Genomic DNA, 24,935 nt, shown 5'->3' on the forward strand with positions numbered 1-24,935 from the left:
TACATAACACCTGAAACAGTCACAAGTTGTTTAAAAGGCATTAGCGATCGTTAGAAAAGGAAAAACTGTCGTTTTGGGACGATCATAACAGGTTTAACCTGCTGTTAAGCACTGATCTGTAAGCATCTGCAACCGGAACTGCGTTTTTCAGGATCACTATAGTACCATCCTCAATGGCCTCTATTTTGTCCAGTGCCACTATGTAGGAACGGTGAACACGCATAAAACGGCCGGGAGGCAGTTTCTCTTCCACCGCTTTAAGAGTGGTATGAATAGCATAATATTTTTGCGGAGTATGGAGCTTTACATAGTCGCCCATAGCTTCCAGGAACAGGATCTCGTCTATTTTAACACGTTTCAGCACCCCGTTATCCCGTATAAAGACAAATTCATTGTCGGATACCTGCAGGTCCTGCGACTGCCCCTCACAGATTTCCCTGGCCCTTTGAATAGCCTGGATGAAGCGGGCCGGACTTACCGGCTTTATCAGGTAATCTGCCACGTTCAGCTCGAAGGCTTCTACTGCATAGTCTTTTTTTACAGTAGTGAAGATAATGACAGGTGCTTTTTTACCCAGGTTGCGGGTCAGCTCTATGCCACTCATGCCCGGCATTTCAATGTCCAGCAGGAGGAGGTCTATCTTTTCTTTCTGTAACAGGTTGTAGGCTTCTATAGCACTGGCACATTCGCCCAGTACATGCAGCTGTTCTACGTGGCTGGCCAGTTGCTTCATTGCAGTGCGGGCCATTTTATTGTCATCAACAATCAGGCAGTTCATACGTGCAAATATAACGAAACATCGTCCCTAAGATTGCGGTACCGGCAGATTATAATTTGCTTAAAAAGATTGTTCCCACTATAAAATGTAACACATAATAAATATCTTGCAACTTCTAAAAAAGGTCTCAATTGAAACAGCTTAAGCGGCTAGTACTGTTAATTTCTTGTTTATTCCTGCTGCAGATAGTGCAGGGGGAGAAACATGGTACTGTTTCTTCAGCACAGGAGCGTCTTGTTAAAAGTACTTATCCCGGTATAAAAGACCTTTCTTTCGGCGAGAAACAGCAACGGTTCTTTTACCGCACAAAAGCCCTGAATGACTTCCACGAACAATGCTTCTTTGTTTCAAGTATCAGGATCAGGTCCCATTACGTATTTATCCGTTCTCATTATAAAGGCTACACCCAGTCCTATATCAGCGTAGCCGTATCTCTCAATCACTGGAGAGGGCCACCCACAGCCTGATCTCATATCTCTTTATCAATTTTATTTTCTTAAACATATTCCGTCAGTATGCGATGTAACATTACTGCAGGAACGTGGGTGATATTGCTATGCCTTGTCATAGGTTTTGTCCCCTGTTCTTTTGCACAATTACCGTTGCAGCAGGCTATCACGCTTACGCTGCAACACTATCCATCTTTAAAAGTTAAAAAGTCATTGTCTGAAGCGGCAGGGGCGCATACCACAGATGTAAAGCACCAGTGGTGGCCTTCTATGAAAGTTTTAGATGAAGTGAATGCCGGTACGGATAACGGTATATACGGGTCTTATTTTCCCATGAGTACCATTCCTTCCACCTCTGGTGGTATAAGAGAGGACAACCGTTCAGCGGTAATGAGTGGCAATATCGCCCTGGCACAGATGCAATGGGAAGTATACAATTTCGGGGCTTACCGGAGTAAACGCGAAGAAGCGCTGCAACAACAAAAGGTATATAGCGCGGATGCAGATATTACCGCTAATGACCTCACGGTTTCCGTTATCCAGGATTATATAAGAATGCTGCAATACTATGCGCTGATGCGTATACAGGCCGATAATATTGCCCGTACAAAATCAGTACAGCAGGCGGTTACCGTAATCGTATTACATGGTCTTAAACCCGGCGTAGACAGTTCCATCGCCGCCGCTGAATTATCTAAAGCAAGATTGAATTACCTGGATATGCAGAACGGGTACAACCAGGTACGTATGCACCTGGGTGTTCTGACCGGGTTGGACAGTACCGCGATACAACCGGACACCCTTTATAACAGAGGCTTGCTGCAACTATTAGAAAGCGCTTCTGATACGGCGGCCGTACAGCCGGAACATCCGGCCCTGCAATACTATAATGCACTATTCAATCAGCAGAAGAAACATGAGGACGTGATCCGTAAGGATGCCCTGCCGAAAGTCTCATTAATGGCCGCCGGATGGATGCGGGGTTCCAGTACGCAATACAATGATATCAATAAGCCTTTCTTAAGCGGTATCGGCTACAGCCGTTACAACTACCTCGCAGGTGTAAGCGTTGCTTACAACTTCACCGATATCGGTCATACCCGCGATAAAATGAGGGAGCAACGCATCCGTACACAGGCGGCGGAAAATCAGCTGGAAGCGTCGCATACCCTGCTGGACAACCAACTGATGCAGGCACAGATAGATATCCGTACTTCTATGGATAAGCTGCTGGAAATGCCTGCGCAACTGAACGCTGCCAGGGCTGCTGCGATGCAGAAAATGGCGCTGTACAAGGGTGGGCTTACCAACATCATAGAAGTGACCAACGCCCTCTATGTACTGAACCGTGCAGAGACAGACCTGGTACAGACACACAACGCAGCCTGGCAGGCGCTTTTCATGCAGGCATTTGCCAGCAATCATATTCAGCAGTTAGTACAAAACTTAGAATCCGCTAAAAAGTAAATTATGTCATTAGTATCTACTGCTCTGAAAAAGCCCTTGTCCGTGGTCGTACTGACCCTGGGCCTGTTCCTTTTTTCAATACTGGCAGTTATCAGTATACCCATAGATATTTTCCCAAAACTTAACCTGCCGACCATCTACGTGATAGAACCTTACGGGGGGATGTCTCCCCAGCAAATGGAAGGCTTTTTTGCTACCCGCTTACAGGATCAGTTCCTGTATGTAAATGGTATCAAAAATATCAGCAGTAAAAATATCCAGGGCCTCACCATGATCAAGCTTACTTTCTATGAAAGTACCAATATGGCTGAAGCTTCTGCTCAGGTAGCCCTACAGGTAAGCCGTGCAATGAACTTCTTTCCTCCAGGGGCCGCACCGCCGCAGGTAGTACGTTTTGATGCCTCTTCACTGCCCGTCGGACAACTGGTATTCAGTTCTCCTTCACGATCGCTGAAAGACATTTATGACCTGGCTAATACGCGTATCCGGCCTATGTTCGCATCTGTGCCCGGCCTTTCAGCGCCTCCTGCATTTGGCGCCAATGCCCGTTCTGTGGTGGTGAACATCACTCCGGACCGTCTCCGTAGTTATAATCTGAGTGCAGACCAGGTAGTGGAAGCTATCGCAAAGAATAATGCGATGACACCCTCCGGCAATATCCGCATCAACAATAAAATGTATCTCACTACCATCAATTCACTGGAAAAGGAAGTGAAGGATTTCGGGGATATTCCGATCACGACGGATGGCAATTCTACCGTATTCGTAAAGGATGTGGCGAATGTGGCTGATGCTGCTGATGTGACAGTGGATTATGCGCTGGTTAACGGGAAACGCTCTGTGTATATGCCTGTTGTGAAAACAGCAGATGCATCTACCTGGGAAGTAGTGAAACAATTGAAGGCGAAACTGCCGGAAATGCAAAGCCTGCTGCCCGAAGACACAAAGATCACTTACGAGTTTGACCAGTCCGTAGCGGTGATGAATGCCGTGAAAGGACTGATGACAGAAGGTATACTGGGCGCTATTTTAACGGGTCTCATGGTGTTGCTTTTTCTGGGCGATTTAAGGAGTTGCCTGGTGGTCGTAATTACTATACCGATCGCTATATTATGCGCTGTACTTGGGTTACAACTCGCCGGACAAACCATCAACCTTATGACCCTGAGCGGTCTTGCTTTAGCCATAGGGGTATTAGTTGATCAGGCTACAGTAACGATAGAAAATATCCATCAGCACCTGGAAATGGGTAAATCCAAACGACAGGCAATCTATGATGCCTGCGAAGAGATCTCTTTCCCGCTGTTACTTATCCTGCTTTGTATCCTGGCGGTGTTTGCCCCTTCGATCATTATGACGGGCGTGCCGAAAGCAATGTTCTTACCCTTGTCTCTTTCGATAGGGTTTGCGATGATCGCTTCCTTCTTTGCTGCACAAACACTGGTGCCGGTAATTGCCAACTGGTGGCTGAAAGAAGAGAAATTCCAGTACCACCACGGACAGCCGCATGCACATGCAGGCCTTGCCCTTGACCAGGAAGAAATCGACGAGGTAAATACTCATTTGAAAGATCAGCAGCAACACCCTGAAAAAAACAGTGGTTTCGAACGCTTCAAATCATGGTTCATCCGCACACTGGAAATGTTAGGCAAACGTTCTGCTTTAGTCATTACAATGTACGTGATCGTTGCATTCGGCGCAGCAGCTACCTGTTACATAGTGATAGGTAAAGACCTGATGCCGCACATCAATACCGGACAATTCCAGCTACGCCTGCGTGAACCGGATGGTACAAGACTGGAACGTACAGAAGAAAAAGTACACCAGGTATTACAACTGATAGACAGTACCACCGATGGAAATGTTGCTATCAGTTCTGCTTACGTGGGATTGATCCCCAGCAGCTTTGGTTCCAGTAATCTGTACGTGTTCAATGCAGGTACACATGAAGCGGTATTACAGGTAAATCTCGACGAACATTACAAGGTGAACATCGATGAATTAAAAGATAAACTGAGGAATACGATCGCTGCGCATTACCCTGAATTACGTGTCTCTTTTGAGCCAATAGATATGACTGAAAAGATCATGAGCCAGGGTGCTGCCACTCCCATAGAAGTACGTGTAGCCGGTAAAGACATGCAGCAAATCGAAAAGTATGCTACGCAATTGGTAGACAGATTAAAACAGATCGATTTCCTGAGAGATGTACAGATCGCGCAGCCTTTACATTACCCGGTTATCAATATCAATGTAGACCGCTTTAAAATAGCACAGATGGGGTTGAATATTTACCAGGTGGCCCGTTCTGTTACTGCTTCTACATCCTCCAGCCGTTTCTCCGAAAAGAACCAGTGGCTGGATGAGAAAGGCGCCTACACTTACCAGGTGCAGGTACAGATCCCGGAATATAGCATGCAAACCGTAAATGATCTGAAAGAAATCCCCCTGGTGAAAGGGCAGCCAAGGCCTGTGCTGGGAGATGTAGCCACATTCTCCGACAGCGAGATGCCGGGAGAATACGACCGTGCCGGTCCCCGCCGTTTCCTGACGGTAAGTGCGAACATTAATGGTAAAGATCTGGGTACTGCTACTACAGCGGTACAAAAGGAAATTGATGAACTGGGCCCACCTCCCAGAGGTTTAAAAACAGAAGTAAAAGGCAGCTCCAGTCTGTTGCTGGAAACGCTGGGCGGATTGCAAAACGGGCTGATGCTGGCAATAGTTGTGATCTTCCTTTTATTAGCGGCTAATTATGAATCTTTCAAACTGAGTTTTGTAGTACTCGTTACCATTCCGGCCGTAATAGCAGGGTCACTGATCATGTTATTGCTCACGGGGTCTACACTTAACCTGCAATCCTATATGGGAATGATCATGTCCACGGGCGTGTCGGTGGCCAATGCGATCCTTATTGTGACGAATGCTGAGAAACTGCGGCTGGAATACCGCGATGCTTACAAAGCAGGTATTGTTAGTGCGGGTATCCGTTTACGGCCTATTCTCATGACCAGCCTTGCCATGATCGCGGGTATGGTACCAATGGCTTCCGGTATGGGTGAATCGGGGGACCAGACAGCTCCCCTGGGCCGTGCTGTAATAGGAGGACTGATCGCATCAACGCTGGCGGCTTTGTTTATACTACCATTGGTGTATGCCGCAATCCAGCGCAAAACGACCTACAACTCTCCATCATTAATGCCAGAAAACAACATTGCAGACAATAAAATATCCATTACTCATGTATAAAATGATCCTGATAATAGGTAGCACAGTGGTAATACTGGCCGCCTGTAATTCCGCTTCTTCGAAAAAGATAAAAGAGAGAAAAAGTGCTGCCGGAAAATACACACTTACAGAAGTAGTGAAAGAACCGCTTTCTTCCAGTTTACAATTACCTGCCGTACTGGAAGCTTATCAGAAAGTAAGCATCTACCCGCGGGTAAATGGTTTCGTGAGATCGGTAATGGTAGATAGAGGAAGTATTGTAAAGAAAGGACAATTACTACTGGAACTCGATGCACCTGAAATAATTCAGCAATATTATGCAGCTCAGTCTAAATATTTACAGGCTAAAGCTATCTATGCGGGTTCCAAAGATAATTACGAACGTACCGTTGCCGTGAGTGAAACACCGGGTACTATTTCTCCGCATGATGTAGAAGTCGCCAGTGCGCGCATGCTGGCAGACAGCGCCATTATGAACAGTGAACTAGCCAATTTCCGTGCGCTGGAAGCTACCCGTAGTTACTTAACGGTGACTGCCCCATTTGATGGTGTGATCACTGAACGTAATATACACCCGGGTGCATTGGTGGGCCCTTCTACCAGTGTAAGCGGAGGGCCTATGCTGATGCTGGAACAGGAAGACAGACTGCGTCTCGTTATGCAGGTCCCGGAAATGTACAGCGCACAGTTATCTGATAGCAGGCAGGTAGATTTTCATGTAAATGCACTACCGGGAGAAAATTTTAAAGGAGGTATCAGTCGCCAGGCAGGATCTCTGAGCGACCGCTTCCGTTCCGAAGCTGTGGAAGTTGATGTACAAAATCCACAACACCGGCTTAAACCGGGCATGTATGCGGAAGTGATCATTCCGGTAACCGGTTCTGTACAGGCGTTGGTGGTTCCAGGCAGTGCTATCGTCACTTCTACCGAAAAGAAATACGTGATAGCCGTAAGGAATGGCCATACACATTGGGTAGATGTACAGGAAGGGAACAGACATACGGATTCCACAGAAGTGTTCGGTAATTTAGTACCTGGTGACAAGGTGATCTTACAGGGGACAGATGAGATCAAGGATGGGGTCAGTATAGAATAGGCAGTATTTTTGCACCTGTTGTTTAAAACATGATCATGAAGAAAACAACAGGTGCAAAACGTACTATCAAAGCTGTAAAGCGTGAAAATGCGGCTAATGTTCCTGCCGCCAAAGCTGCTCCCAAAAAGGAGTTTAATGACGACAATAACAATACCCTGGAAGGGTATGATGAAAATGAATATGATAGTAAGGATAAAGCTGATGCAAAAAGGAAAAAGGGATAACCCTTATTTCTTAGGAAGTAATACCAGCCCCAGACCGAATGTTTTCCACTCAGCATTATAATTAGGCATCACCATTACATTCATAGATGATTTAGGGGCAAATACCTTTTGCAGTTTAGGATAAAGGAAATAAGCTGCTTTGGTGCTAAGGATACCAATACCGGCACCTGTTACCACATCACTCAGCCAGTGACGGTTATTATACATGCGCAATGCACCGGTAGTAGCGGCTGCCGCATAACCGGCAACACCATACCACGGACTTACATCTTTATATTCCATCCGCATAAATTCCGCTCCCATAAAGGCAGTGGCAGTATGGCCGGAAGGGAAGGAATTATAGGAACTGCCATCAGGCCTTAAAACGTGTGTACTGTTCTTCAGAATTCCTACTGTGCCGGACATCAGCAGGGTAGAAATACCCAGGATCATGGTACGGTCGCGGAAATTATGTTCTCCATGAATACCAGCCAGGTTCAATGCATATACACCCAGAGCCGGAGCATACTCCAGGTAATTGTCTATATGAGTAGAGAAATTCGGATGATCTTCCCTTAGCTCTGCTTTGGTACTATGGTTCAGTGACTGAAGGGTAGGGTTCTTCAGCGCCCAGAATCCATAACTGATAAACAGAATGGGTACGGTCATACCCGCCACTGTAGGGCGATAATCTTTCACTGCCGCAGGTCTTGTACGAAAAAGGTTCGTGTCAATAACCGGCCCTGCATGAATATAACTGGTATCAATTGTAGGTGGTAATGTGGTATCTGCAGGTAGGGATGAGGCAATGGCGGAATTCAGTATAAACAGTTGTAAGCAAAGTGTATATGATAGTATTTTCATTTAGTACAGCTTGATTAAAGGCAAAATTGCAATAACATTCTAAAGACTTTCTGAAGATACACATAAGAAAATGTTAATCTTTAGCACTAACATGCTATATTTGTCCCTATACCAGGAAATGGTGTCTTCCTGCACAAGAACCGTCCGGGCGCTCAAAAGCCGGTCTGATGGCGCCTACAAATAGTAACGGATGCTGCTGTAAAGGAGCATCATATTTTTTATTTGTAGGTTATGAGATCAATCAGACAGTCATTAGAACAATTCACGATCGCTTATCAGCTTATCCGCTGGACCATCATCATCATCCCCGTATCAATTATTGTAGGTTCACTGGTAGCCCTTTTCCTCTGGCTACTGGAATTCGTGACCCAATACCGCTATCATCATCTGTGGTTATTATATATCCTGCCCATAGCCGGTATAGGTATCTATCTCATTTACAAGCTATTCGGTAAAAACTCCGAAGCGGGTAATAACCTCATCATGGATGAAATCCATCAACCGGGAGGAGGAGTACCTGCCCGTATGGCGCCTTTAGTATTGCTTACCACTGTCGTTACCCATCTTTTCGGGGGCTCTGCCGGCCGGGAAGGTACTGCTGTACAGATAGGCGGCAGTATGGCCCAGCTCCTGGCCCGCTGGATGCGCTTAAAGCCCGCCGATGTACGCATCCTGCTCATGACCGGGATAGCCGCGGGTTTCGGGGCTGTATTCGGTACCCCGCTTACAGGGGCGGTATTTGCCCTGGAAGTGCTGGCTATTGGCGTTATCCGCTACGATGCCCTTATTCCCTGCCTGATCGCTGCCGTCTTCGCCGATTATGTATGCAGCGCCTGGGGCATCCATCATACCCATTACCAGATCTTATTTCGCGATCCCCAACATTTTGACCCCTTGTTACTGGCAAAGGTGATCATCTGTGGTGTGGCTTTCGGACTGGCCAGTTTCGCCTTCTCCACCTGCATACATAATATTAAAAAATATGCTAAACAGTATATCCGGCCCGCCTGGCTCATTCCTGTTGCAGGAGGTGTTATTATCATTGTACTCTGCCGGATACTGGGAACATATGATTACACAGGATTAGGTGTCACTTCTGCCGATCCTGCCGGTATCAGTATTATCAATACTTTTAAAGGCGGATATATCCCCGCCTGGGCATGGTTTTGGAAATTACTTTTCACGGCTGTCACACTGGGGATGGGATTTAAAGGAGGAGAGGTAACGCCCCTGTTCTTCATCGGTGCCACTTTGGGATATACATTGGCGGTAGTACTGGGCGCTCCCACAGACCTGTTCGCCGGCCTTGGTTTTATTGCAGTATTTGCAGGGGCCACTAATACGCCTATAGCCTGTACATTAATGGGAGTAGAACTTTTTGGCACGGAGCATGCACTGTATTTTGCCGTTGCCTGTTTTACGGCTTACTATTTCAGCGGACATGCAGGTATTTACAGTGCACAGCGCATAGAAGTTTCAAAGAAATAATTTCATCTTCATATTAATTTGTTAAAACTCATGAAAGCTATTGCAGTTTCTAAATTTAAAGATGCTCCTGAAGTAATGGAGCTGCCTACCCCCACACTGAGACCAGGTACACTGTTAATACGTGTAGCCGCAGCAGGTATCAATCCGTACGACTGGAAATTGATTGACGGTATCATGGATGGACATATGAAGCACCAGTTCCCGCTTATTATGGGCAATGATGCCGCCGGTACTGTGGAAGCAGTGGGAGAGGGAGTAACCCGTTTCAAAGCAGGTGATAATGTCTATGGTCAGTTTATCCATTCTCCTATTGGTGAAGGTGCCTATGCAGAATATGCCATCGTACCGGAAAAGGCATTGATCTCAGGTACCCCTGAAAAAGCATCCATGCTGGAAGCTGCTGCAATACCTACTGCTGGTATGACGGCGCAGCAACTGATAGAAAAATCAGGATTGAAACATGAACAGATCCTTTTACTGATAGGTGCTACCGGTGGAGTAGGTTCTTTTGTAACGCAACTGGCAACCATGCAGGGCATTTATGTCATTGCTACTGTAGGCGATGAAAAAGATGTTGAACGGGTGACTAAACTGGGTGCAAAAGAAACTATCAATTACAAAAAATTATCAGTAGAACAACAGATAAAAACAAAATATCCTGATGGAGTAGATGGATTGATAGATGTGGCCAGTAACCCTGATGCATTTAAAACCATGAGCGGCTTAGTGAAAAAAGGCGGTGTTGCATTAACCACTACTTTTGTGGCTGATGATAATGACCTGAAAGAAAAAGGTCTTACCGGCGGTAACTTTGAAATGAAAGGTACTGTTGCTTCCCTGGACGCTTTAACAGATGCTGTGGATAGTGGCCTGCTACATGTGCCGGTAGAACAGGTAATTAGCCTGGATGAAGTACCGGCGGCAATTGCGTTGAGCCGTCAGGCAAAAGGCAAAGGGAAAACAGTGATAAAAATCAATTAAAAATAAAGCGGGTGTATCATACACCCGCTTTATTTTATGATTCAATCTTCCGTATAATCACTTGCTATATTCAATTTCTCCAATGCTCCTGCATCTAAATTCAACTGCGTTGCTTTCATCAACTCATCCAGCTGTTCTGTTTTAGTCGCGCTTACAATAGGCGCTGTAATCCCTGCCCGCTGCACTAACCATGCAATGGCCACACTGGCCGGTGTTGTATGATAACTCTTCGCTACCTCATCCAGGGTATCTAAAATATTCTGCCCGCGTTCATCTAAATAGCTCAGCGCATGTTGTCCGCGCGGACTCTTGGCCGCATCTTCTTTATTCCGGTATTTCCCACTCAGAAAACCACTGGCCAGCGAATAATAACTGATCACCCCCAATCCGTATTGTTGTGTAATAGGCTCATACTCTTTCTCAAATTTCTGACGCTTGTAGAGATTATATTCAGGCTGTAATGTCTCATACCTTGGATATCCATGCTGCTCGCTGGCATCCAGTGATAACAATAGCCTTTCAGGGCTCATATTGGAAGTGCCGATAACGCGGACCTTCCCCGCTTTGATCAGCTTCGAATATGCCTCCAGCGTAACTTCAACAGGAGTAGAAAGATCATCATAATGTGTCTGATAAAGATCTATATAATCGGTCTGTAAACGACGCAAAGAATCCTCGATCGCTTTCTCAATATATTGCGGAGATAATCCTTTTTTATCAGGCGCCATTTCAGCACCCACTTTAGATGCAATCACCACCTTATCCCGTTGCCCGCTTTTCTTCAGCCATTTACCAATGATCGTTTCAGATTCTCCACCCTTATTACCCGGTACCCATCTGGAATACACGTCTGCCGTATCTATCAGATTAAAACCTGCTGCCACAAATGCATCTAATAATTTAAATGATGTTGCTTCATCTGCTGTCCATCCAAAAACATTCCCGCCAAATGCCAATGGAGCTACCTTTAATTGAGATTTACCTAACTGTCTTTGTTCCATTATAAATGATTTAATTGCTTTATTGCCGCAAAAGGGATACCAGATATGACGTAAAAAAAATACCGTAACTTTGTGGCTCCTATCACATCCCTATTATCTGTACCAGCATAACCCGGGGGCAGTATTCTTTCCCGTACTAATTTAAGGAGCGTTTTTTGTAAGTGCATTCTATTATATAGAACAGGCATCGCTGATAGCTTTGATTTTTTGATTTAAAGACAACTGTATTATGAGTAAAACCATTATTGTATCTAACAGGCTGCCAGTAAAGATTACAGAAAAAGAGGGTGAGTACCTGTTAAATCCGAGTGAGGGTGGTTTGGCCACGGGGCTGGGCTCCATTTACAGGCAGGGGTACAATATCTGGATAGGATGGCCCGGAATAGAAGTTCACGAAGATGCTCAACCCGGTATCAGAGAACAGTTAGGAGAGATGAACCTGATGCCGGTTTATCTGACACAGGAAGAAATCAATAACTATTATGAGGGATTTTCTAATGAGGTATTGTGGCCTGTTTTCCACTATATGGCCGTTTATGCCCGATATGACCAGGTTTACTGGGATTTTTATTACCAGGTAAACAGCAAGTTCAGAGACGCAATACTGGAGGTGGCAGAACCAGGAGATGTGATCTGGATTCACGACTACCAGTTATTACTGTTACCGGGTATGGTCCGTACTTCTTTACCCGATGTAGCGATCGGTTATTTCCAGCATATCCCGTTCCCTTCTTTTGAATTATTCCGCTTAATACCCTGGCGTGCAGAAATACTGGAAGGTATGTTAGGCGCCGATTTATTGGGCTTTCATACCTTTGATGACAGTCACCATTTCCTGAATGCAGTTACCCGTTTGTTACCGGTGAATGCTTCGTCTAACGTGGTACTCGTAAACGACAGGGCAGTAGTAGCTGAAACATTCCCGATGGGGATAGACAATAATAAATTTGAATTACTGTCCAGCGATCCTGAAGTATTAAAACAATTGGAAAGCTTACGCGAAAATTTCCAGCATACACATATGGTGCTGTCGATAGACCGGCTGGATTACAGCAAAGGTATCATTCAACGCCTGGACGCATTCGAATTGTTCCTGCAATTATACCCGGAATATATTGAGAAAGTAGTATTGTATATGATCGTTGTTCCTTCCAGGGACACTGTTCCAAAATATAAAGAACTAAAGGAAACAATAGACAGGATCGTTGGTGGTATCAATGCGCGTTTCCGTACCATGAACTGGCACCCGATAAATTATTTCTACCGTTCATTCCCGGTAGAAACATTATCTGCATTATACAACTTTGCCGATGTAGGACTGGTAACACCTATGCGCGATGGTATGAACCTCGTCAGTAAGGAATATATTGCCAGTCGTATCAATAATACAGGTGTGTTGATCCTCAGTGAAATGGCAGGCGCTTCCAAAGAACTCATAGATGCATTAATAGTGAACCCCAACAACATCGGGGCCATCGCACGCGCATTGTACGAAGCGCTGAACATGCCGGAAGAAGAACAGGCCCGTCGTATGAAGCCCATGCGGCAGGTAGTCTCCAAATTCAACATCGCTCACTGGGTAAAACTGTTCATGGCCCGCCTGCAGGAAGTAAAACTCATGCAGCAGTCCATGCTGGCCCGCCGTATGAGCCTCGACATGCAGAAACATGTATCGAGAGATTATAAAGCAGGTGGCAAACGTGCTATTTTCCTGGATTACGATGGCACATTGGTGGGCTTCAATGCAGATATGGATGCGGCCTCGCCGGATAAGGATCTATACCAGTTATTAAAAGATCTGTCCGATGATCCGGCCAATCAGGTGGTCATGATCAGCGGACGTAACCATGAAACACTGGAGCAATGGATGGGACATCTGAATCTGGACCTGATTGCTGAACATGGTGCCTGGCAAAAGAAACAGGGTGAAGAATGGCAGAAGTTACCCGGACTCACAGACCAATGGAAACAGGATATACTACCTATACTCGAAACATTTACAGACCGTACTCCTGGTTCTTTCATAGAAGAAAAGAGTTTCTCTCTGGTATGGCATTATCGTAAAGTAGAATCCGGATTAGGTGAATTACGTGCCAATGAATTAATGAATACATTACGCTACTTCACCAGTGATATCGGATTACAATTACTACCCGGAGATAAAGTAATAGAGATAAAGAACGTAGAGATCAACAAAGGGAAAGCAACCCTGTCCTGGATCCAGGACAGGGAGTTTGGATTTAAACTGGCTATCGGTGATGATTATACGGATGAAGATATCTTTAAAGCATTACCGCAGGATGCCGTTACTATTAAAGTAGGCAGCCAGGTATCTGCTGCTAAATATTATTTAAGGAATTACCTGGAAGTGAGATCATTTTTGAGATCGCTGATCGCTTAACAGAAGAAGCCCCCGGAATCCCGGGGGCTTCTTCTTACTTCCTGTTCAACGTAAATATCGGGAGGTCCAGTTTCATGGCGATCCTGTAAGCTGCATTCATCAATCCCACATGACTGTACGCCTGCGGGAAATTCCCCCACTGACTGCCATTCTCCTCATCCACATCTTCACTGAATAATAACAGGTGATTGGAATATTTCATCAGGTTCTCAAACTCTTTCACCGCATCATCCAAACGCCCGACACAAGCCAGCGCTTCCACATACCAGAACGCACATACGAGGAACGTTGTTTTTGGCTTTCCGAAATCATCAGAATGAAGATATCTGTAAAACAATCCATTCGGCGTTTTCAGCTCCTGCTCCAGCGCAATCAGATGATCTTTTGCTCTTTCTGAAGTTGGGTCCAGGTAATTCATCATGATCAGCTGTAAAGTACTGGCATCCAGATGCTGACTGCCAGTTGCGTTGGTATACACTTTACGTACAGGATCATAACAGCTTTCTATATGCGCTGCCGCACGGTTTTTCAACGAAACAGCCCTTTCTTCCAGTTCTTTATTGCCGATAGTATGGGCCATTTTCTCCGCGGCAGAACAACCGGCCCACTGGAACAGGTTACTGTAACAATGAATATTGGCAAAATTGCGGAACTCCCATATGCCCGCATCTTTTTCATCTATAGTATTCTCGATCTTATTCAACAGATATTCTATCCACCAGGTAGAATCCTTCCTTTCGGAGAATATAAAACGGTGATCTGTATACAATGGCAGCATGGAAATTAACACCTGCCCGTAAATGTCGTTTTGTATATGCTCATAAGCCTGATTTCCGACCCTTACAGGCTGGTTGCCCATATATCCATCCAGATGAGGTAAAATCTGCTCTGTGAGGTTCTTTTGGCCTGTTATACCATAAAGGGGCTGATACCTGTTATCTCCTGAAAAAGAAATATCCGCTACATAGCTAAAATACTTCTCCATTTCTTCAAAATGACCAATATGGTTCAACGCCATAATTACATAGTAAGTATCCCGCAACCAGCAATAACGGTAATCCCAGTTACGGCCGCTGCCCGGAGATTCCGGCAGACTGGTAGTACTGGCTGCAATAATGGCCCCGGTATCTTCGTACTGGTGGATCTTCAGCGCCAGGGCTGAACGGATCACGGCCGGCTGGTAAAAGTTGGCAATATTGGAGTGTTTGATCCAGGTACGCCAGTATTGGGTAGTTTCCCGCAGAAAAGTCTCTGCGGTACTGTTTAACGGGGCTTCCAGGGGATTCCCATAACTTAACAACAGGTACTTATCCTCATTGAGTACAAAGTATTCTCCTTCAAAAAGATAACTCATGGGGATGTTGGTAGTAAGCCGGATATTTTCCTCACAGCCCAGGAATTCTATATGATTGCTGCCCCGTTGTGCCCTCAGCTTACGGCCTCCATAGTCACATACCGGTTCACACTTCACTCTTACACGGGGAGTGCCTTCCAGCATCTCTATCTTACGGATCAGCATCAAAGGCTTAAAATAGCGCTCATACTGATAAAAGCGTGGTGCATAATCTATGATCCTGTATTTACCAGTCGTACTGGTGATCTCCGTACACAATACATTCGTATTTTCCAGGTAATACTGTTTCGATGTATACGTATCCGCCGGCAGTATGGAAAATTCCCCGCCCTTGTTCTTATCCAGCATACCGCCGAAAACAAAGCTGCTATCCATGCGGGGCCAGCAAAGCCAGTCGATATTCGTATTCATATTAACGTGCGCCAGGTAGGCACAATTCCCAATGAGACCCGTCTGATAGGTATGTCTTTCCATAACTGAGTAGTTCCGTTTAATACATTTGTCCGCTGCAATCGTTCAATCTTTACGCAAAAGCCATTCCAACTAACTTTGTTTTCAATTGTTTTAACATCTTATAAATCAAATGCTTCTTTTTTCGTAAATTTCAATATGCGGAAATGGATTCGTATAGCCTTCATTGTTTTTGGTAGCTTCCTGGGAGTGCTGATAATCCTTTGGCTGGGATTGGCGTGGTACATACGACAACATAAAGCAGAACTTTTACATCAGATCAGTGATATTCTCAACGACCGCCTGCATGGTGGCCAGCTGATGATCAGAGACATAGAACCCTCGCTGGTGCGCAGTTTTCCTGATATCTCCGTTTCTCTGCAAAACCTCTCCGTGAAAGACAGCCTGTGGGCACAACATCATCATAACCTGCTGGAAGTCTCCCGCGTTTTCATAAAAGTAAACACCCTTGCACTGTTACATAAGAAACTGGACATAAAACAGGTAACCCTGGAAAGGGGTACTATCTATTTGTATACAGACAGTACCGGTTACTCCAATACCAGTGTGTTAAAACGTAAAGCGCAGGGAGACAGCGCTACGGCAGGTGGCCGTAGTATGGGGCCGGATATTACCAGGCTGCAGCTCATAGACATGCGCTTTGTGATGGATAACCAGGAAAAGAAAAAACTGTTTGATTTTGATATTGATAAACTGAAGGGTACACTAAAGAATAATGATACCGGCTGGGTATTCTCCATGAGTACGTCCGTACTGGTAAAAAGCTTCTCATTCAATACAGTCCGCGGTAGTTTTATTAAGAACAAACGCGTGGAAACATCACTGGATGTTCAGTTCAACAGGAAAAAGAAAATACTTTTTATTCCTCAGCAGGGATTTGAAATAGATGGACAACCTATCTCAGCAGGAGCAAATTTCTCTTTTGGAGATAGCGTACGCCAGTTCAACATACATATTGTAGCAGAGAAAGTATTGCTCAGTCAGGCATCCTCCTGGCTCACACCTAAAATATCGGAAAGACTGGACAGCATTGACCTGCAAAAACCACTGGATGCAGAGTTTGCTCTTACCGGACATATGGTGCCACACGATTTACCGCTGGTGAATGTGACATGGAAAACAACGGACAACGTCGCTGTCACCAAAGGCCTGGAACTGAGTGAATGCAGCTTTGGCGGAGGATTTACCAATGAATGGGTTAAAGGACAACCCCGCACTGATGATAATTCAACCATCAGTTTATACAGCCTGAAAGCCCGTTGTTATGGTATTCCCGTAATGGCTGATACCGTACATATCACCAACCTGCGGCATCCGGTGCTCACCGGTTATTTCAGGTCTGAATTCCCGCTTACCGATCTGAATAATGCGACTAATGGCGATGCGGTGTTCAGCTTCACTTCCGGCACTGCTAAAGCCGCCCTGTATTATAAAGGCGGGATTGCCACCGGCGATACCATCACTCCTTATCTGAAGGGAACTGTACAGATAAAGCAAGGCGTACTGGAATACACTCCACGTAATCTGCAATTCAAAAACTGTAATGCTACGCTGGATTTCACCGGGCAGGACCTCTACCTGAAAGATATCAGCATTCAGACACAGAACAGCAGCCTGCTGATGGACGGAAGTGTACGTAATATCGCCAACCTGTATTTCACCGCGCCGGAAAAACTGCAACTCGACTGGAACGTTCGCAGTCCTGCTATCAGTCTGGATGAATTCCGCTCATTCCTGGGTAAACGTAAATCCGGTGTGGCTGTCTCCAAAGCGGCCAACAGAAGGAAAGTCAACCGGGTAGCCAGCCAGTTGAACGTAATGCTCAATTCCTGTAATGTGAATTTGAAAGTCCTGGTAGATAAACTCACCTATAGTCATTTCATCGCCCAGAAAGTAACCGCTGATATAGCGCTTTCACAGACAGAGGTCCTGTTGAGGAAAATTGCTTTATCACATGCAGGCGGCAGTATCCAGTTAACAGGTAATGTAAAACAGGATGGCACCAATAACCGTTTTAAAATCAATACTGATATCAGTAATGTACACATAGACCAGTTGTTTTATGCATTTGATAATTTTGGGATGAAGTCCCTGAGTGCTAAAAACCTGCAGGGTATCATCTCCGCCAAAGCGGATCTCAGCGGCAATGTAAGAGACAACGGTCAGATGGCGCCACAATCGATGTATGGCACACTCAGCTTCGATCTCCGTCAGGGCGCATTGATTCATTTTACGCCCATTGAAGACATAGGCGACGTCGTGTTCCGCAAACGCAACCTGGGAAATATTACGTTCGATAATCTTAAAAATACATTGACACTACAGGGAAACAAGATCCTGATTCCCCCCATGCAGATCAATTCAAGTGCGCTGTACATGAATGTAAGCGGAGTGTATGGAATGCCCGCCGGTACTGATTTATATATAGATGTTCCGCTACGTAACCCCAGTAAGGATGAAGGCATCACAGATGTGAAAGAAAGGAAAAAACGTAGCCGTAGGGGTATTATATTGCACCTGCATGCTACTGATGATAGTAATGGGAAGGTGAAGATCAAGCTGGGAGGGAAAGGCAATCCGGCAGAAGAAAAAGATAAAGAACTAAAGTAACATTTTCGGAGAAACGGCGTTTAATGATTGTTTATCAATCATTTGACAGAAATGATCTAATTTTGCAGCCTTTCAACGAATTACATCCATGAGGAAAATACTGGCTTTATCTCTGCTGACTTTCATTTCCTGTAAAAAAGATAACAATACTGTACAACAGTACAACTATACAGGCAAATGGAATATCTCTCAATCCATCAGCAAGGAATATACACTGGAGAACGGAGATACTATTTATACAAAGAACGAAGTAACGGATTATGGGGCAGGTGCTGCCTGGATTAACTTCCAGTCTAAGTATGCACTGATGTATATCAACTACAGCCTGGACTCCATGAAGTACGAACCCATCACCCAATCTTATTTCAACCTGGATTCCACACTTTGTGAAATCACGGCTTTTTCAGATTCGGCTTTCCTTTTTAACACATTGATCTTCGATAATACCGCCATACCTGATAAGATTCAGGTGAAACAGGATTTTTTCACATTATCGAAATAACAAGGCATGGTTTTTTATTGTTATAAGGACGACCATGTAGAATTATATGTCCGGCACATATCTGAAAGGAATAGTATACACATTAAAGGCAGCCTTTCGACTGCTGCAGATCAATGATCCCCTGCGTTTGGCAGGAGCCACTGCTTTTTTTGCGAGTTTCGCGTTACCCCCCATATTACTGATCCTCATCCAGGTAATGGGATTGCTCTTCGACCGTAAAAGCATCGGTAAACAACTATTCCTGCGACTGGGAGATATTGTAGGGAAGGAGAGTGCCCAACAGGTAATCATTACCCTAAGAGGTTTCAGAGGATTAGCCCAGACATGGCCCGTAGCCATTGTCCTGTTTATATTCCTCTTATTCGTTTCCACTACCTTACTTAAAGTCATAAAAAGCTCCCTCAACCAGCTCTGGATGATCCGCATTACCGAAAAGGAAAACTTTCTGCAATCCATCCTGGGCAGGCTCCGTTCACTGATAGTGATAGGGGCCGCCGGTATCCTGTTCCTGGCAGGACTAATGGCAGAGAGCGCACACGCGTTCTTAGGCAACTATATACAGGACCTCTATCCGGGTGTAGCCTTTGTATTCAACGGTGTGTTTACCCAATTGGTATCACTCATCATTGTTACAGCCTGGTTCGCGGTACTGTTCCGTTATTTACCAGATGCACGGCCCGACTGGAAAGTGGCGTTTGCAGGCGCACTTTTAACCGGTGTATTATTTAATATAGGGAAATTACTCCTGAGAAGGTTGTTATCTGGGGGCAACCTTGGATTGCTTTACGGAGCTTCTGCTTCGGCCGTACTGTTAATGCTCTTCATCTTTTACAGCGCTATCATATTTTACTATGGGGCTGCTTTTACAAAAACGTGGAGCGAATACAAGAAGCGGCCAATGCAACCGTTACGGAAAGCTACCTTTTACGAACTGGCTGATGTGGAATAATCTGATTACTCCCCCCGCATAATACTCTCAATTTCATTCTTGATCTGGCTGCTGAATCCTTCCAGTTCAATCTTAGGATGCTGGTCCAGGTTGATCCTGATCTTCCCGTTTTCATTTAATAAAGAGTCGGATAAAGGCTCCAGTAATGCATGCATCTGTCTTACACCCATCTGTGCAAGTTGATTCATAAAAGAGTCTTCCAACTGAAAAAATTCTCGGTTCTTGTAGGAATAAGTTACTTGAATCATGTTAAACGATTTTCAAAGGATATTAGTAATTAATTGAATTGATCAAATATGGCTATGTATATGTCCCGGCTCTTCACACAGATTAAAGTACAATTACTGTGCTAATTTGTTTTGCCGGTATAAATATATAAATTATATTAATAACTTGTTGTTATTCACTCGTATAAAACTTTTCCACAATGGGTTTTCCACAGGTCAGGCTTACCCATGGCTTATTAAAATGATTTATATTGCCGCTTCAAATTCGTCAAATGGGATCACTTCGTTATTTGAGGGGATTTATTTCCCTTATTCTTTGTTTGCTGGCAGGTTACGCACAGGCTCAACCGGGCGAGTCCACCAAGTGGAGCCGTGATGGACAAGCCATGTATATGCAAAATGGGGCTGCCATTGTAGCCTACCAGCTAAAAGACAGCAAAAAGACTGATAAAATCACTGCTGCCCAGTTAACCCCCGCCGGTGGAAGTCCGCTGGATGTCAGAGATTTCGCTTTTTCTGCTGATGAAAAGAAACTATTGATATATACCAATGCTAAGAAGGTTTGGCGCTATGATACCCGTGGCGATTACTGGATACTGGACCTGGCTACCAATAGCCTGAAGCAGCTGGGAAAAGGCTTACCAGCCTCTTCTATGATGTTCGCTAAGTTATCTCCGGATGGCTTACAGGTGGCGTATGTAAGCGGGCATAATATCTATGTGGAAGATCTCGCTACTAATAAAAGAAAGGCTTTAACACAGGATGGCACCAGCCATCTGATCAATGGTACTTTCGACTGGGCCTATGAAGAAGAGTTCAGTTGCCGTGATGGTTTCCGCTGGAGCCCGGATAGTAAATCCATTGCTTACTGGCAGATAAATGCCAATAAGATCAGGGATTTTCTGATGATAGATAACACAGATTCCATCTACTCTTTTACCGTACCGGTAGAATACCCCAAAGCAGGTGAAAGTCCTTCTGCCTGCCGTGTTGGGGTAGTGGACCTTGCTACCGCTAAAACCACCTGGTTACAGGTGCCGGGCGATGCACAACAGCACTACATTCCCCGTATGGAATGGCAACCCGGTAAAAACGACCTGATCATTCAGCAGTTAAACCGTAAACAGAACGAAAGCATCTTATATATATGTAATGCAGTTACCGGAAAGGCAAAGAAGCTGTATACCGAAAGTGACCCTGCCTGGCTGGATGTAAAATCCCGCTGGAATGAACATGATATCGCCGGCTGGGACTGGAATAAAGAAGCAAACTCTTTTGTATGGGTAAGTGAAAAGGATGGATGGCGTCACCTCTACCGTATCGATATGAATGGTAAAGAAACGCTGCTCACACCTGGTAAATATGATGTGATCAACCTGCTTAGTATAGACGAAACACATAACCAGGCATATATCCTGGCCTCTCCGGATAATGCGACCCAGCAGTTCCTGTACAAAGTGACCCTGGATGGTAAAAGTGCACCGGAGCGAGTTTCTCCCATAACAGAAGAAGGTACGCATGAATACGAGATCTCTCCGGATGCCCAGTATGCATTGCATAAATTCTCCAATCATTTCTTCCCGCCACAAAGCGAAATAGTATACCTGCCAACGCATAAAAGCGGGGAAGGCAATCCTGTTTTCAGGAACCTGCTATCCGCCCGTTATGCACAGCAGCAGGAATTCTTCCAGGTAACAACGGCTGATGGTGTTACCATGGATGGCTGGATGGCCAGGCCCAACAACTTCGATTCTACTAAAAAATACCCGATTGTATTTTATGTATACGGTGAACCTGCCGGTGCTACTGCAACAGATCAATATGGGGCAGGCCGTAACTTCCTTTACGATGGTAACATGGCAGAGGACGGATACATCTATGTGACGATGGATAACCGCGGCACACCTGTTCCTAAGGGCCGTGAGTGGCGTAAATGCATCTACCGCAAAGTTGGTATCATCAATGCACGTGATCAGGCACAGGGCGCTCAGGCGCTGTTTAACCGCCATAAATACATAGATACTTCCCGCGTAGCCGTATGGGGCTGGAGCGGCGGAGGTTCCATGACGCTGAACCTGATGTTCCAGTATCCTGCCATCTATAAGACAGGTATTGCTATTGCGGCAGTAGGCAATCAGCTTACTTACGATAACATCTACCAGGAACGTTATATGGGATTACCACAGGAAAACAGGGCGGATTTTGTAGCGGGGTCTCCCATCACTTACGCAAAGAACTTACAGGGGAATCTTCTGTATATTCATGGTACCGGTGATGATAATGTACATTACCAGAATGCGGAAATGCTGGTGAATGAGCTGGTACGCTATAACAAGCAATTCCAGTTTATGTCTTACCCTAACCGTACGCACAGTATCCGTGAAGGAGAAGGTACTTTCAGACATCTCTCTACTTTATACACTACTTATTTAAAACAACATTGCCCTCCGGGAGCCAGATAAAACAGCTATGTCAAAAGCAAGGATTTTCGGATTAGTATCCGTAGTGATAGTTATCATCAGCGCTTTTCTTCCCTGGTTAACAGTAGAAAGCAAGCATGTTATGTTTACGGGGCTCAGTACTGCCGGTTCGCGTTTCGGAGAGCCCGGTAAACTGAATATTATAATGGCAATATTAACAGGTATCTTATTCCTGGTACCAGGTAAAGTAGCGCCAAGGTTCAACCTCTTCACTGCCGCCTTCATGGCGGTATGGGCTTTCCGTAACTTCTTATTATTCAGCCGTTGTGAGATGGGAGAGTGCCCGGACAGAGGGATAGGTCTGTATTTATCTTTAATAGCAGCCATCGCAGCTTTCATCTGCGTATTATTCTGCAGCGGAGAAAAGAAGGATTAAAATTTTTGGTTTTTGCAGGGTTTCGCCTTGCAAAAACCTTCAGATATTGTTCAGTAAATAATCTACTTCGAAAGGCTAGGAAGCCTATTATGTTTTAGTAAGTAGCCTTTGTAATTATCTGAATATTAACTGTAAAATAAATGCGCCTGACCAAACAGCTCCCGTATAAGCTACATTTCTTAGTATCAAAGGTATTGCCGCCTGATTTGTCATTTTAGACTTTACAAAACTAAACAACACCATCACGCCAAAAGCCAGTAATACGCTCTTATTACCAGCCTCAGGAAAATTCTCATTTGATAAATAAGGCCAGAAAGGCAGCAACCCACCTAATAAAAAGAACACCCCTGTAATCAGCGCATTGAGCAACGCCCGGCCTAAATGATAATAGCTTACCTGCACATTTTCCTCCTGCAAAGTATGCTCCCATTCGCTCGCATCCTTAGCCATTTCTTCTGCAATATCGGCAATCATATTCTCACTGATATCCAGGTTTTCCAGCTTCTGTCTTTCTTTCGGGGACAAGGTACTTTCATCATGCTGGGAATCCCCTTTATTAGCCTGGTAAGCGGTGAACATCACCACTATACTGCCTATCAGCCATATACAGGTATTCACTGTATAAAACCGCTGTACAGTAATATTAAGGGTATGAGAAAGGAACGTAGTAAAAAACAGCAGCAATAAACCTTCCGGAAATCCAATCAGGAAATCGGTGATCCATCCACTACTACGGATAGCTTTGTACTCCTTGGACATCTATAATATTTCAAGACTTTTGGCAATGATCTCCACACATTCTTTCACCTGGGTGGCAGTGATGATCAGTGGAGGTGCAAATCTTATTTTATCACCATGGGTAGGTTTGGCCAGCAGACCATTATCTTTTAATTCAAGGCAAAGGTCCCAGGCAGCTTCCGGATTATTATGCTGAATAACGATCGCATTCAATAAACCCCGGCCCCTGATGGTTTTAATAGAAGGAGAGGATAACTTAGCCAGTTCTCCCCGCAGTAAAATCCCCATGGCTTCGGCGTTTTCGCTCATCTTTTCTTCCTTCAGCACGGTCAGCGCCGCAATCGCCACCTTACAGGCCAGTGGATTACCTCCATAGGTACTGCCATGTTCTCCCGGCTTAATGGTGAGCATAATCTCATCGTTCGCCAATACGGCGGCCACCGGTAAAACACCACCGGAAAGAGCTTTACCCAGTATCAGTATATCAGGATGTACTTTTTCATGATCACAGCACAGCATCTTACCTGTGCGGGCCAGTCCTGTCTGAATTTCATCAGCGATGAACAGCACCTGTGCATCTTCACAATACTGACGGGCCTTTTTCAGATAACCATCATCAGGTACTACCACACCGGCTTCCCCCTGTATAGGTTCTACCAGGAATCCCGCTACATTTTTGTCCTGTAACACTTTTTCCAGCGCCGGCAGGTCGTTATAAGGAATCACTTCATATCCCGGCATAAACGGACCAAAGTCCGTACGGGAAGAAGGATCAGTACTAAAGGATATTACGTTCAGCGTGCGGCCGTGGAAGTTATTGGCGCATACGACGATCTTAGCTTTATTCTCAGGAATCCCCTTTACCACATAGCCCCAGCGACGACATAGCTTCAGCGCCGTTTCCACCGCTTCCACACCGGTATTCATGGGTAATACCTTATCATAACCGAAATAGGTAGTAATGAAGGCGGCATATTCTCCCAGCAGGTCATTGTGAAAAGCCCGGGAAGTCAGCGTCAGCTTCTGCGCCTGTTCTACCAGCGCTTTAATAATAGCAGGATGGCAATGCCCCTGGTTTACGGCAGAATAACCGGAAAGGAAATCGTAATAACGTTTCCCATCCACATCATAGAGGAATACACCTTCTCCACGGTCCAGTACTACTGGCAGCGGATGATAATTATGCGCACCATACCGCTCTTCGAGGTCAAGGTAGTGCTGCGTTTTCTCACTGATCTTAAATGTGTGTAACATACCCCCCAAAGTTAGTCA

Annotated in this window: 20 protein-coding genes and 1 riboswitch; of the genes, 13 read left to right on the forward strand and 7 right to left on the reverse strand. The window is 45.1% G+C overall.

Going from position 1 to position 24,935, the window contains the following annotated elements:
* Positions 1-82: 82 nt before the first annotated feature.
* Positions 83-778 (reverse strand): LytR/AlgR family response regulator transcription factor, encoded by a 696-nt coding sequence (locus GO495_RS27840; RefSeq protein ID WP_157303228.1) that lies wholly within the window; start codon positions 776-778, stop codon positions 83-85.
* Positions 779-909: 131 nt separating this feature from the next.
* On the opposite strand from GO495_RS27840, the gene GO495_RS27845 reads away from it, so the two are divergent.
* The 5 genes from GO495_RS27845 to GO495_RS27865 are packed head-to-tail and all read left to right on the forward strand — an operon-like array spanning position 910 to position 7,242.
* Entirely contained in the window at positions 910-1,245 is a 336-nt protein-coding gene (locus tag GO495_RS27845; protein WP_157303229.1) for a hypothetical protein, read from the forward strand.
* A gap of 48 nt (positions 1,246-1,293) precedes the next feature.
* Positions 1,294-2,694 (forward strand): TolC family protein, encoded by a 1,401-nt coding sequence (locus tag GO495_RS27850; RefSeq protein WP_157303230.1) that lies wholly within the window; start codon positions 1,294-1,296, stop codon positions 2,692-2,694.
* Positions 2,695-2,697: 3 nt separating this feature from the next.
* Complete coding sequence (locus GO495_RS27855) at positions 2,698-5,943, forward strand: efflux RND transporter permease subunit (protein WP_157303231.1); 3,246 nt, start codon at positions 2,698-2,700, stop codon at positions 5,941-5,943.
* Positions 5,936-7,018, forward strand: coding sequence for an efflux RND transporter periplasmic adaptor subunit (locus GO495_RS27860; protein WP_157303232.1), 1,083 nt, complete (start codon positions 5,936-5,938; stop codon positions 7,016-7,018). The genes GO495_RS27855 and GO495_RS27860 overlap by 8 nt, the downstream gene beginning before the upstream one ends.
* A 35-nt stretch (positions 7,019-7,053) precedes the next feature.
* Complete coding sequence (locus GO495_RS27865) at positions 7,054-7,242, forward strand: hypothetical protein (protein WP_157303233.1); 189 nt, start codon at positions 7,054-7,056, stop codon at positions 7,240-7,242.
* Positions 7,243-7,245: 3 nt separating this feature from the next.
* Here GO495_RS27865 and GO495_RS27870 read toward each other — a convergent pair whose 3' ends face one another.
* Complete coding sequence (locus tag GO495_RS27870; RefSeq protein WP_157303234.1) at positions 7,246-8,085, reverse strand: phosphatase PAP2 family protein; 840 nt, start codon at positions 8,083-8,085, stop codon at positions 7,246-7,248.
* Positions 8,086-8,190: 105 nt separating this feature from the next.
* A riboswitch (Fluoride riboswitch) is annotated at positions 8,191-8,269 on the forward strand.
* Positions 8,270-8,316: 47 nt separating this feature from the next.
* On the opposite strand from GO495_RS27870, the gene GO495_RS27875 reads away from it, so the two are divergent.
* A complete protein-coding gene (locus GO495_RS27875; protein WP_157303235.1) occupies positions 8,317-9,573 on the forward strand; it encodes a voltage-gated chloride channel family protein in 1,257 nt (418 codons plus the stop codon).
* Positions 9,574-9,603: 30 nt separating this feature from the next.
* Positions 9,604-10,554 carry an NADP-dependent oxidoreductase gene (locus GO495_RS27880; protein ID WP_157303236.1) on the forward strand — a complete coding sequence of 317 codons (951 nt, stop codon included), beginning with the start codon at positions 9,604-9,606 and terminating at the stop codon, positions 10,552-10,554.
* Between the two features lie 41 nt (positions 10,555-10,595).
* Here GO495_RS27880 and GO495_RS27885 read toward each other — a convergent pair whose 3' ends face one another.
* Positions 10,596-11,555, reverse strand: coding sequence for an aldo/keto reductase (locus tag GO495_RS27885; RefSeq protein WP_157303237.1), 960 nt, complete (start codon positions 11,553-11,555; stop codon positions 10,596-10,598).
* A gap of 229 nt (positions 11,556-11,784) precedes the next feature.
* On the opposite strand from GO495_RS27885, the gene GO495_RS27890 reads away from it, so the two are divergent.
* The gene (locus GO495_RS27890) at positions 11,785-13,956 is read left to right on the forward strand and encodes a bifunctional alpha,alpha-trehalose-phosphate synthase (UDP-forming)/trehalose-phosphatase (protein WP_157303238.1); all 2,172 of its coding nucleotides are present in this window, start codon (positions 11,785-11,787) and stop codon (positions 13,954-13,956) included.
* Positions 13,957-13,990: 34 nt separating this feature from the next.
* Here the strand turns inward: GO495_RS27890 and GO495_RS27895 are convergent, their stop codons facing one another.
* A complete protein-coding gene (locus GO495_RS27895; RefSeq protein ID WP_157303239.1) occupies positions 13,991-15,784 on the reverse strand; it encodes a glycoside hydrolase family 15 protein in 1,794 nt (597 codons plus the stop codon).
* Between the two features lie 135 nt (positions 15,785-15,919).
* Here GO495_RS27895 and GO495_RS27900 point away from each other — a divergent pair, with 135 nt between their 5' ends.
* From GO495_RS27900 to GO495_RS27910, 3 genes are all read left to right on the forward strand, one after another.
* Positions 15,920-18,391, forward strand: coding sequence for an AsmA family protein (locus GO495_RS27900; RefSeq protein WP_157303240.1), 2,472 nt, complete (start codon positions 15,920-15,922; stop codon positions 18,389-18,391).
* Between the two features lie 88 nt (positions 18,392-18,479).
* Positions 18,480-18,893: a hypothetical protein gene (locus tag GO495_RS27905; RefSeq protein ID WP_157303241.1), complete on the forward strand. Its 414-nt coding sequence runs from the start codon at positions 18,480-18,482 to the stop codon at positions 18,891-18,893.
* A gap of 46 nt (positions 18,894-18,939) precedes the next feature.
* Positions 18,940-19,842 (forward strand): YihY/virulence factor BrkB family protein, encoded by a 903-nt coding sequence (locus GO495_RS27910; RefSeq protein WP_157303242.1) that lies wholly within the window; start codon positions 18,940-18,942, stop codon positions 19,840-19,842.
* A 5-nt stretch (positions 19,843-19,847) separates the two neighbouring features.
* Here the strand turns inward: GO495_RS27910 and GO495_RS27915 are convergent, their stop codons facing one another.
* Positions 19,848-20,090 (reverse strand): hypothetical protein, encoded by a 243-nt coding sequence (locus tag GO495_RS27915; protein WP_089787851.1) that lies wholly within the window; start codon positions 20,088-20,090, stop codon positions 19,848-19,850.
* Between the two features lie 251 nt (positions 20,091-20,341).
* Between GO495_RS27915 and GO495_RS27920 the strand changes: the two genes are divergently transcribed.
* Together GO495_RS27920 and GO495_RS27925 are read left to right on the forward strand one after the other, a co-directional pair.
* Positions 20,342-22,531, forward strand: a complete 2,190-nt coding sequence (locus tag GO495_RS27920) for a S9 family peptidase (protein ID WP_157303243.1) — start codon at positions 20,342-20,344, stop codon at positions 22,529-22,531.
* A gap of 7 nt (positions 22,532-22,538) precedes the next feature.
* Complete coding sequence (locus GO495_RS27925) at positions 22,539-22,925, forward strand: hypothetical protein (RefSeq protein WP_157303244.1); 387 nt, start codon at positions 22,539-22,541, stop codon at positions 22,923-22,925.
* Positions 22,926-23,039: 114 nt separating this feature from the next.
* Here GO495_RS27925 and GO495_RS27930 read toward each other — a convergent pair whose 3' ends face one another.
* Both GO495_RS27930 and rocD read right to left on the reverse strand, forming a co-directional pair.
* Positions 23,040-23,684: a VIT1/CCC1 transporter family protein gene (locus GO495_RS27930; RefSeq protein WP_157303245.1), complete on the reverse strand. Its 645-nt coding sequence runs from the start codon at positions 23,682-23,684 to the stop codon at positions 23,040-23,042.
* A complete protein-coding gene (gene rocD / locus GO495_RS27935) occupies positions 23,685-24,917 on the reverse strand; it encodes an ornithine--oxo-acid transaminase (RefSeq protein ID WP_157303246.1) in 1,233 nt (410 codons plus the stop codon).
* Positions 24,918-24,935 lie beyond the last annotated feature (18 nt).

Source organism: Chitinophaga oryziterrae (genome assembly GCF_009758125.1).
Classification (GTDB): Bacteria; Bacteroidota; Bacteroidia; order Chitinophagales; family Chitinophagaceae; genus Chitinophaga; species Chitinophaga oryziterrae.

Bases quoted from the DNA above. Each gene is read 5' to 3' on its own strand.
- GO495_RS27900 (WP_157303240.1), top strand. From the start codon at position 15,920: ATGCGGAAATGGATTCGTATAGCCTTCATTGTTTTTGGTAGCTTCCTG.
- GO495_RS27840 (WP_157303228.1), bottom strand. From the start codon at position 778: ATGAACTGCCTGATTGTTGATGACAATAAAATGGCCCGCACTGCAATG.
- GO495_RS27925 (WP_157303244.1), top strand. From the start codon at position 22,539: ATGTCAAAAGCAAGGATTTTCGGATTAGTATCCGTAGTGATAGTTATC.
- GO495_RS27895 (WP_157303239.1), bottom strand. From the start codon at position 15,784: ATGGAAAGACATACCTATCAGACGGGTCTCATTGGGAATTGTGCCTAC.
- GO495_RS27910 (WP_157303242.1), top strand. From the start codon at position 18,940: ATGTCCGGCACATATCTGAAAGGAATAGTATACACATTAAAGGCAGCC.
- GO495_RS27890 (WP_157303238.1), top strand. From the start codon at position 11,785: ATGAGTAAAACCATTATTGTATCTAACAGGCTGCCAGTAAAGATTACA.
- GO495_RS27875 (WP_157303235.1), top strand. From the start codon at position 8,317: ATGAGATCAATCAGACAGTCATTAGAACAATTCACGATCGCTTATCAG.
- GO495_RS27885 (WP_157303237.1), bottom strand. From the start codon at position 11,555: ATGGAACAAAGACAGTTAGGTAAATCTCAATTAAAGGTAGCTCCATTG.
- GO495_RS27860 (WP_157303232.1), top strand. From the start codon at position 5,936: ATGTATAAAATGATCCTGATAATAGGTAGCACAGTGGTAATACTGGCC.
- rocD (WP_157303246.1), bottom strand. From the start codon at position 24,917: ATGTTACACACATTTAAGATCAGTGAGAAAACGCAGCACTACCTTGAC.
- GO495_RS27905 (WP_157303241.1), top strand. From the start codon at position 18,480: ATGAGGAAAATACTGGCTTTATCTCTGCTGACTTTCATTTCCTGTAAA.
- GO495_RS27915 (WP_089787851.1), bottom strand. From the start codon at position 20,090: ATGATTCAAGTAACTTATTCCTACAAGAACCGAGAATTTTTTCAGTTG.
- GO495_RS27920 (WP_157303243.1), top strand. From the start codon at position 20,342: ATGGGATCACTTCGTTATTTGAGGGGATTTATTTCCCTTATTCTTTGT.
- GO495_RS27850 (WP_157303230.1), top strand. From the start codon at position 1,294: ATGCGATGTAACATTACTGCAGGAACGTGGGTGATATTGCTATGCCTT.
- GO495_RS27930 (WP_157303245.1), bottom strand. From the start codon at position 23,684: ATGTCCAAGGAGTACAAAGCTATCCGTAGTAGTGGATGGATCACCGAT.
- GO495_RS27880 (WP_157303236.1), top strand. From the start codon at position 9,604: ATGAAAGCTATTGCAGTTTCTAAATTTAAAGATGCTCCTGAAGTAATG.
- GO495_RS27870 (WP_157303234.1), bottom strand. From the start codon at position 8,085: ATGAAAATACTATCATATACACTTTGCTTACAACTGTTTATACTGAAT.
- GO495_RS27865 (WP_157303233.1), top strand. From the start codon at position 7,054: ATGAAGAAAACAACAGGTGCAAAACGTACTATCAAAGCTGTAAAGCGT.
- GO495_RS27855 (WP_157303231.1), top strand. From the start codon at position 2,698: ATGTCATTAGTATCTACTGCTCTGAAAAAGCCCTTGTCCGTGGTCGTA.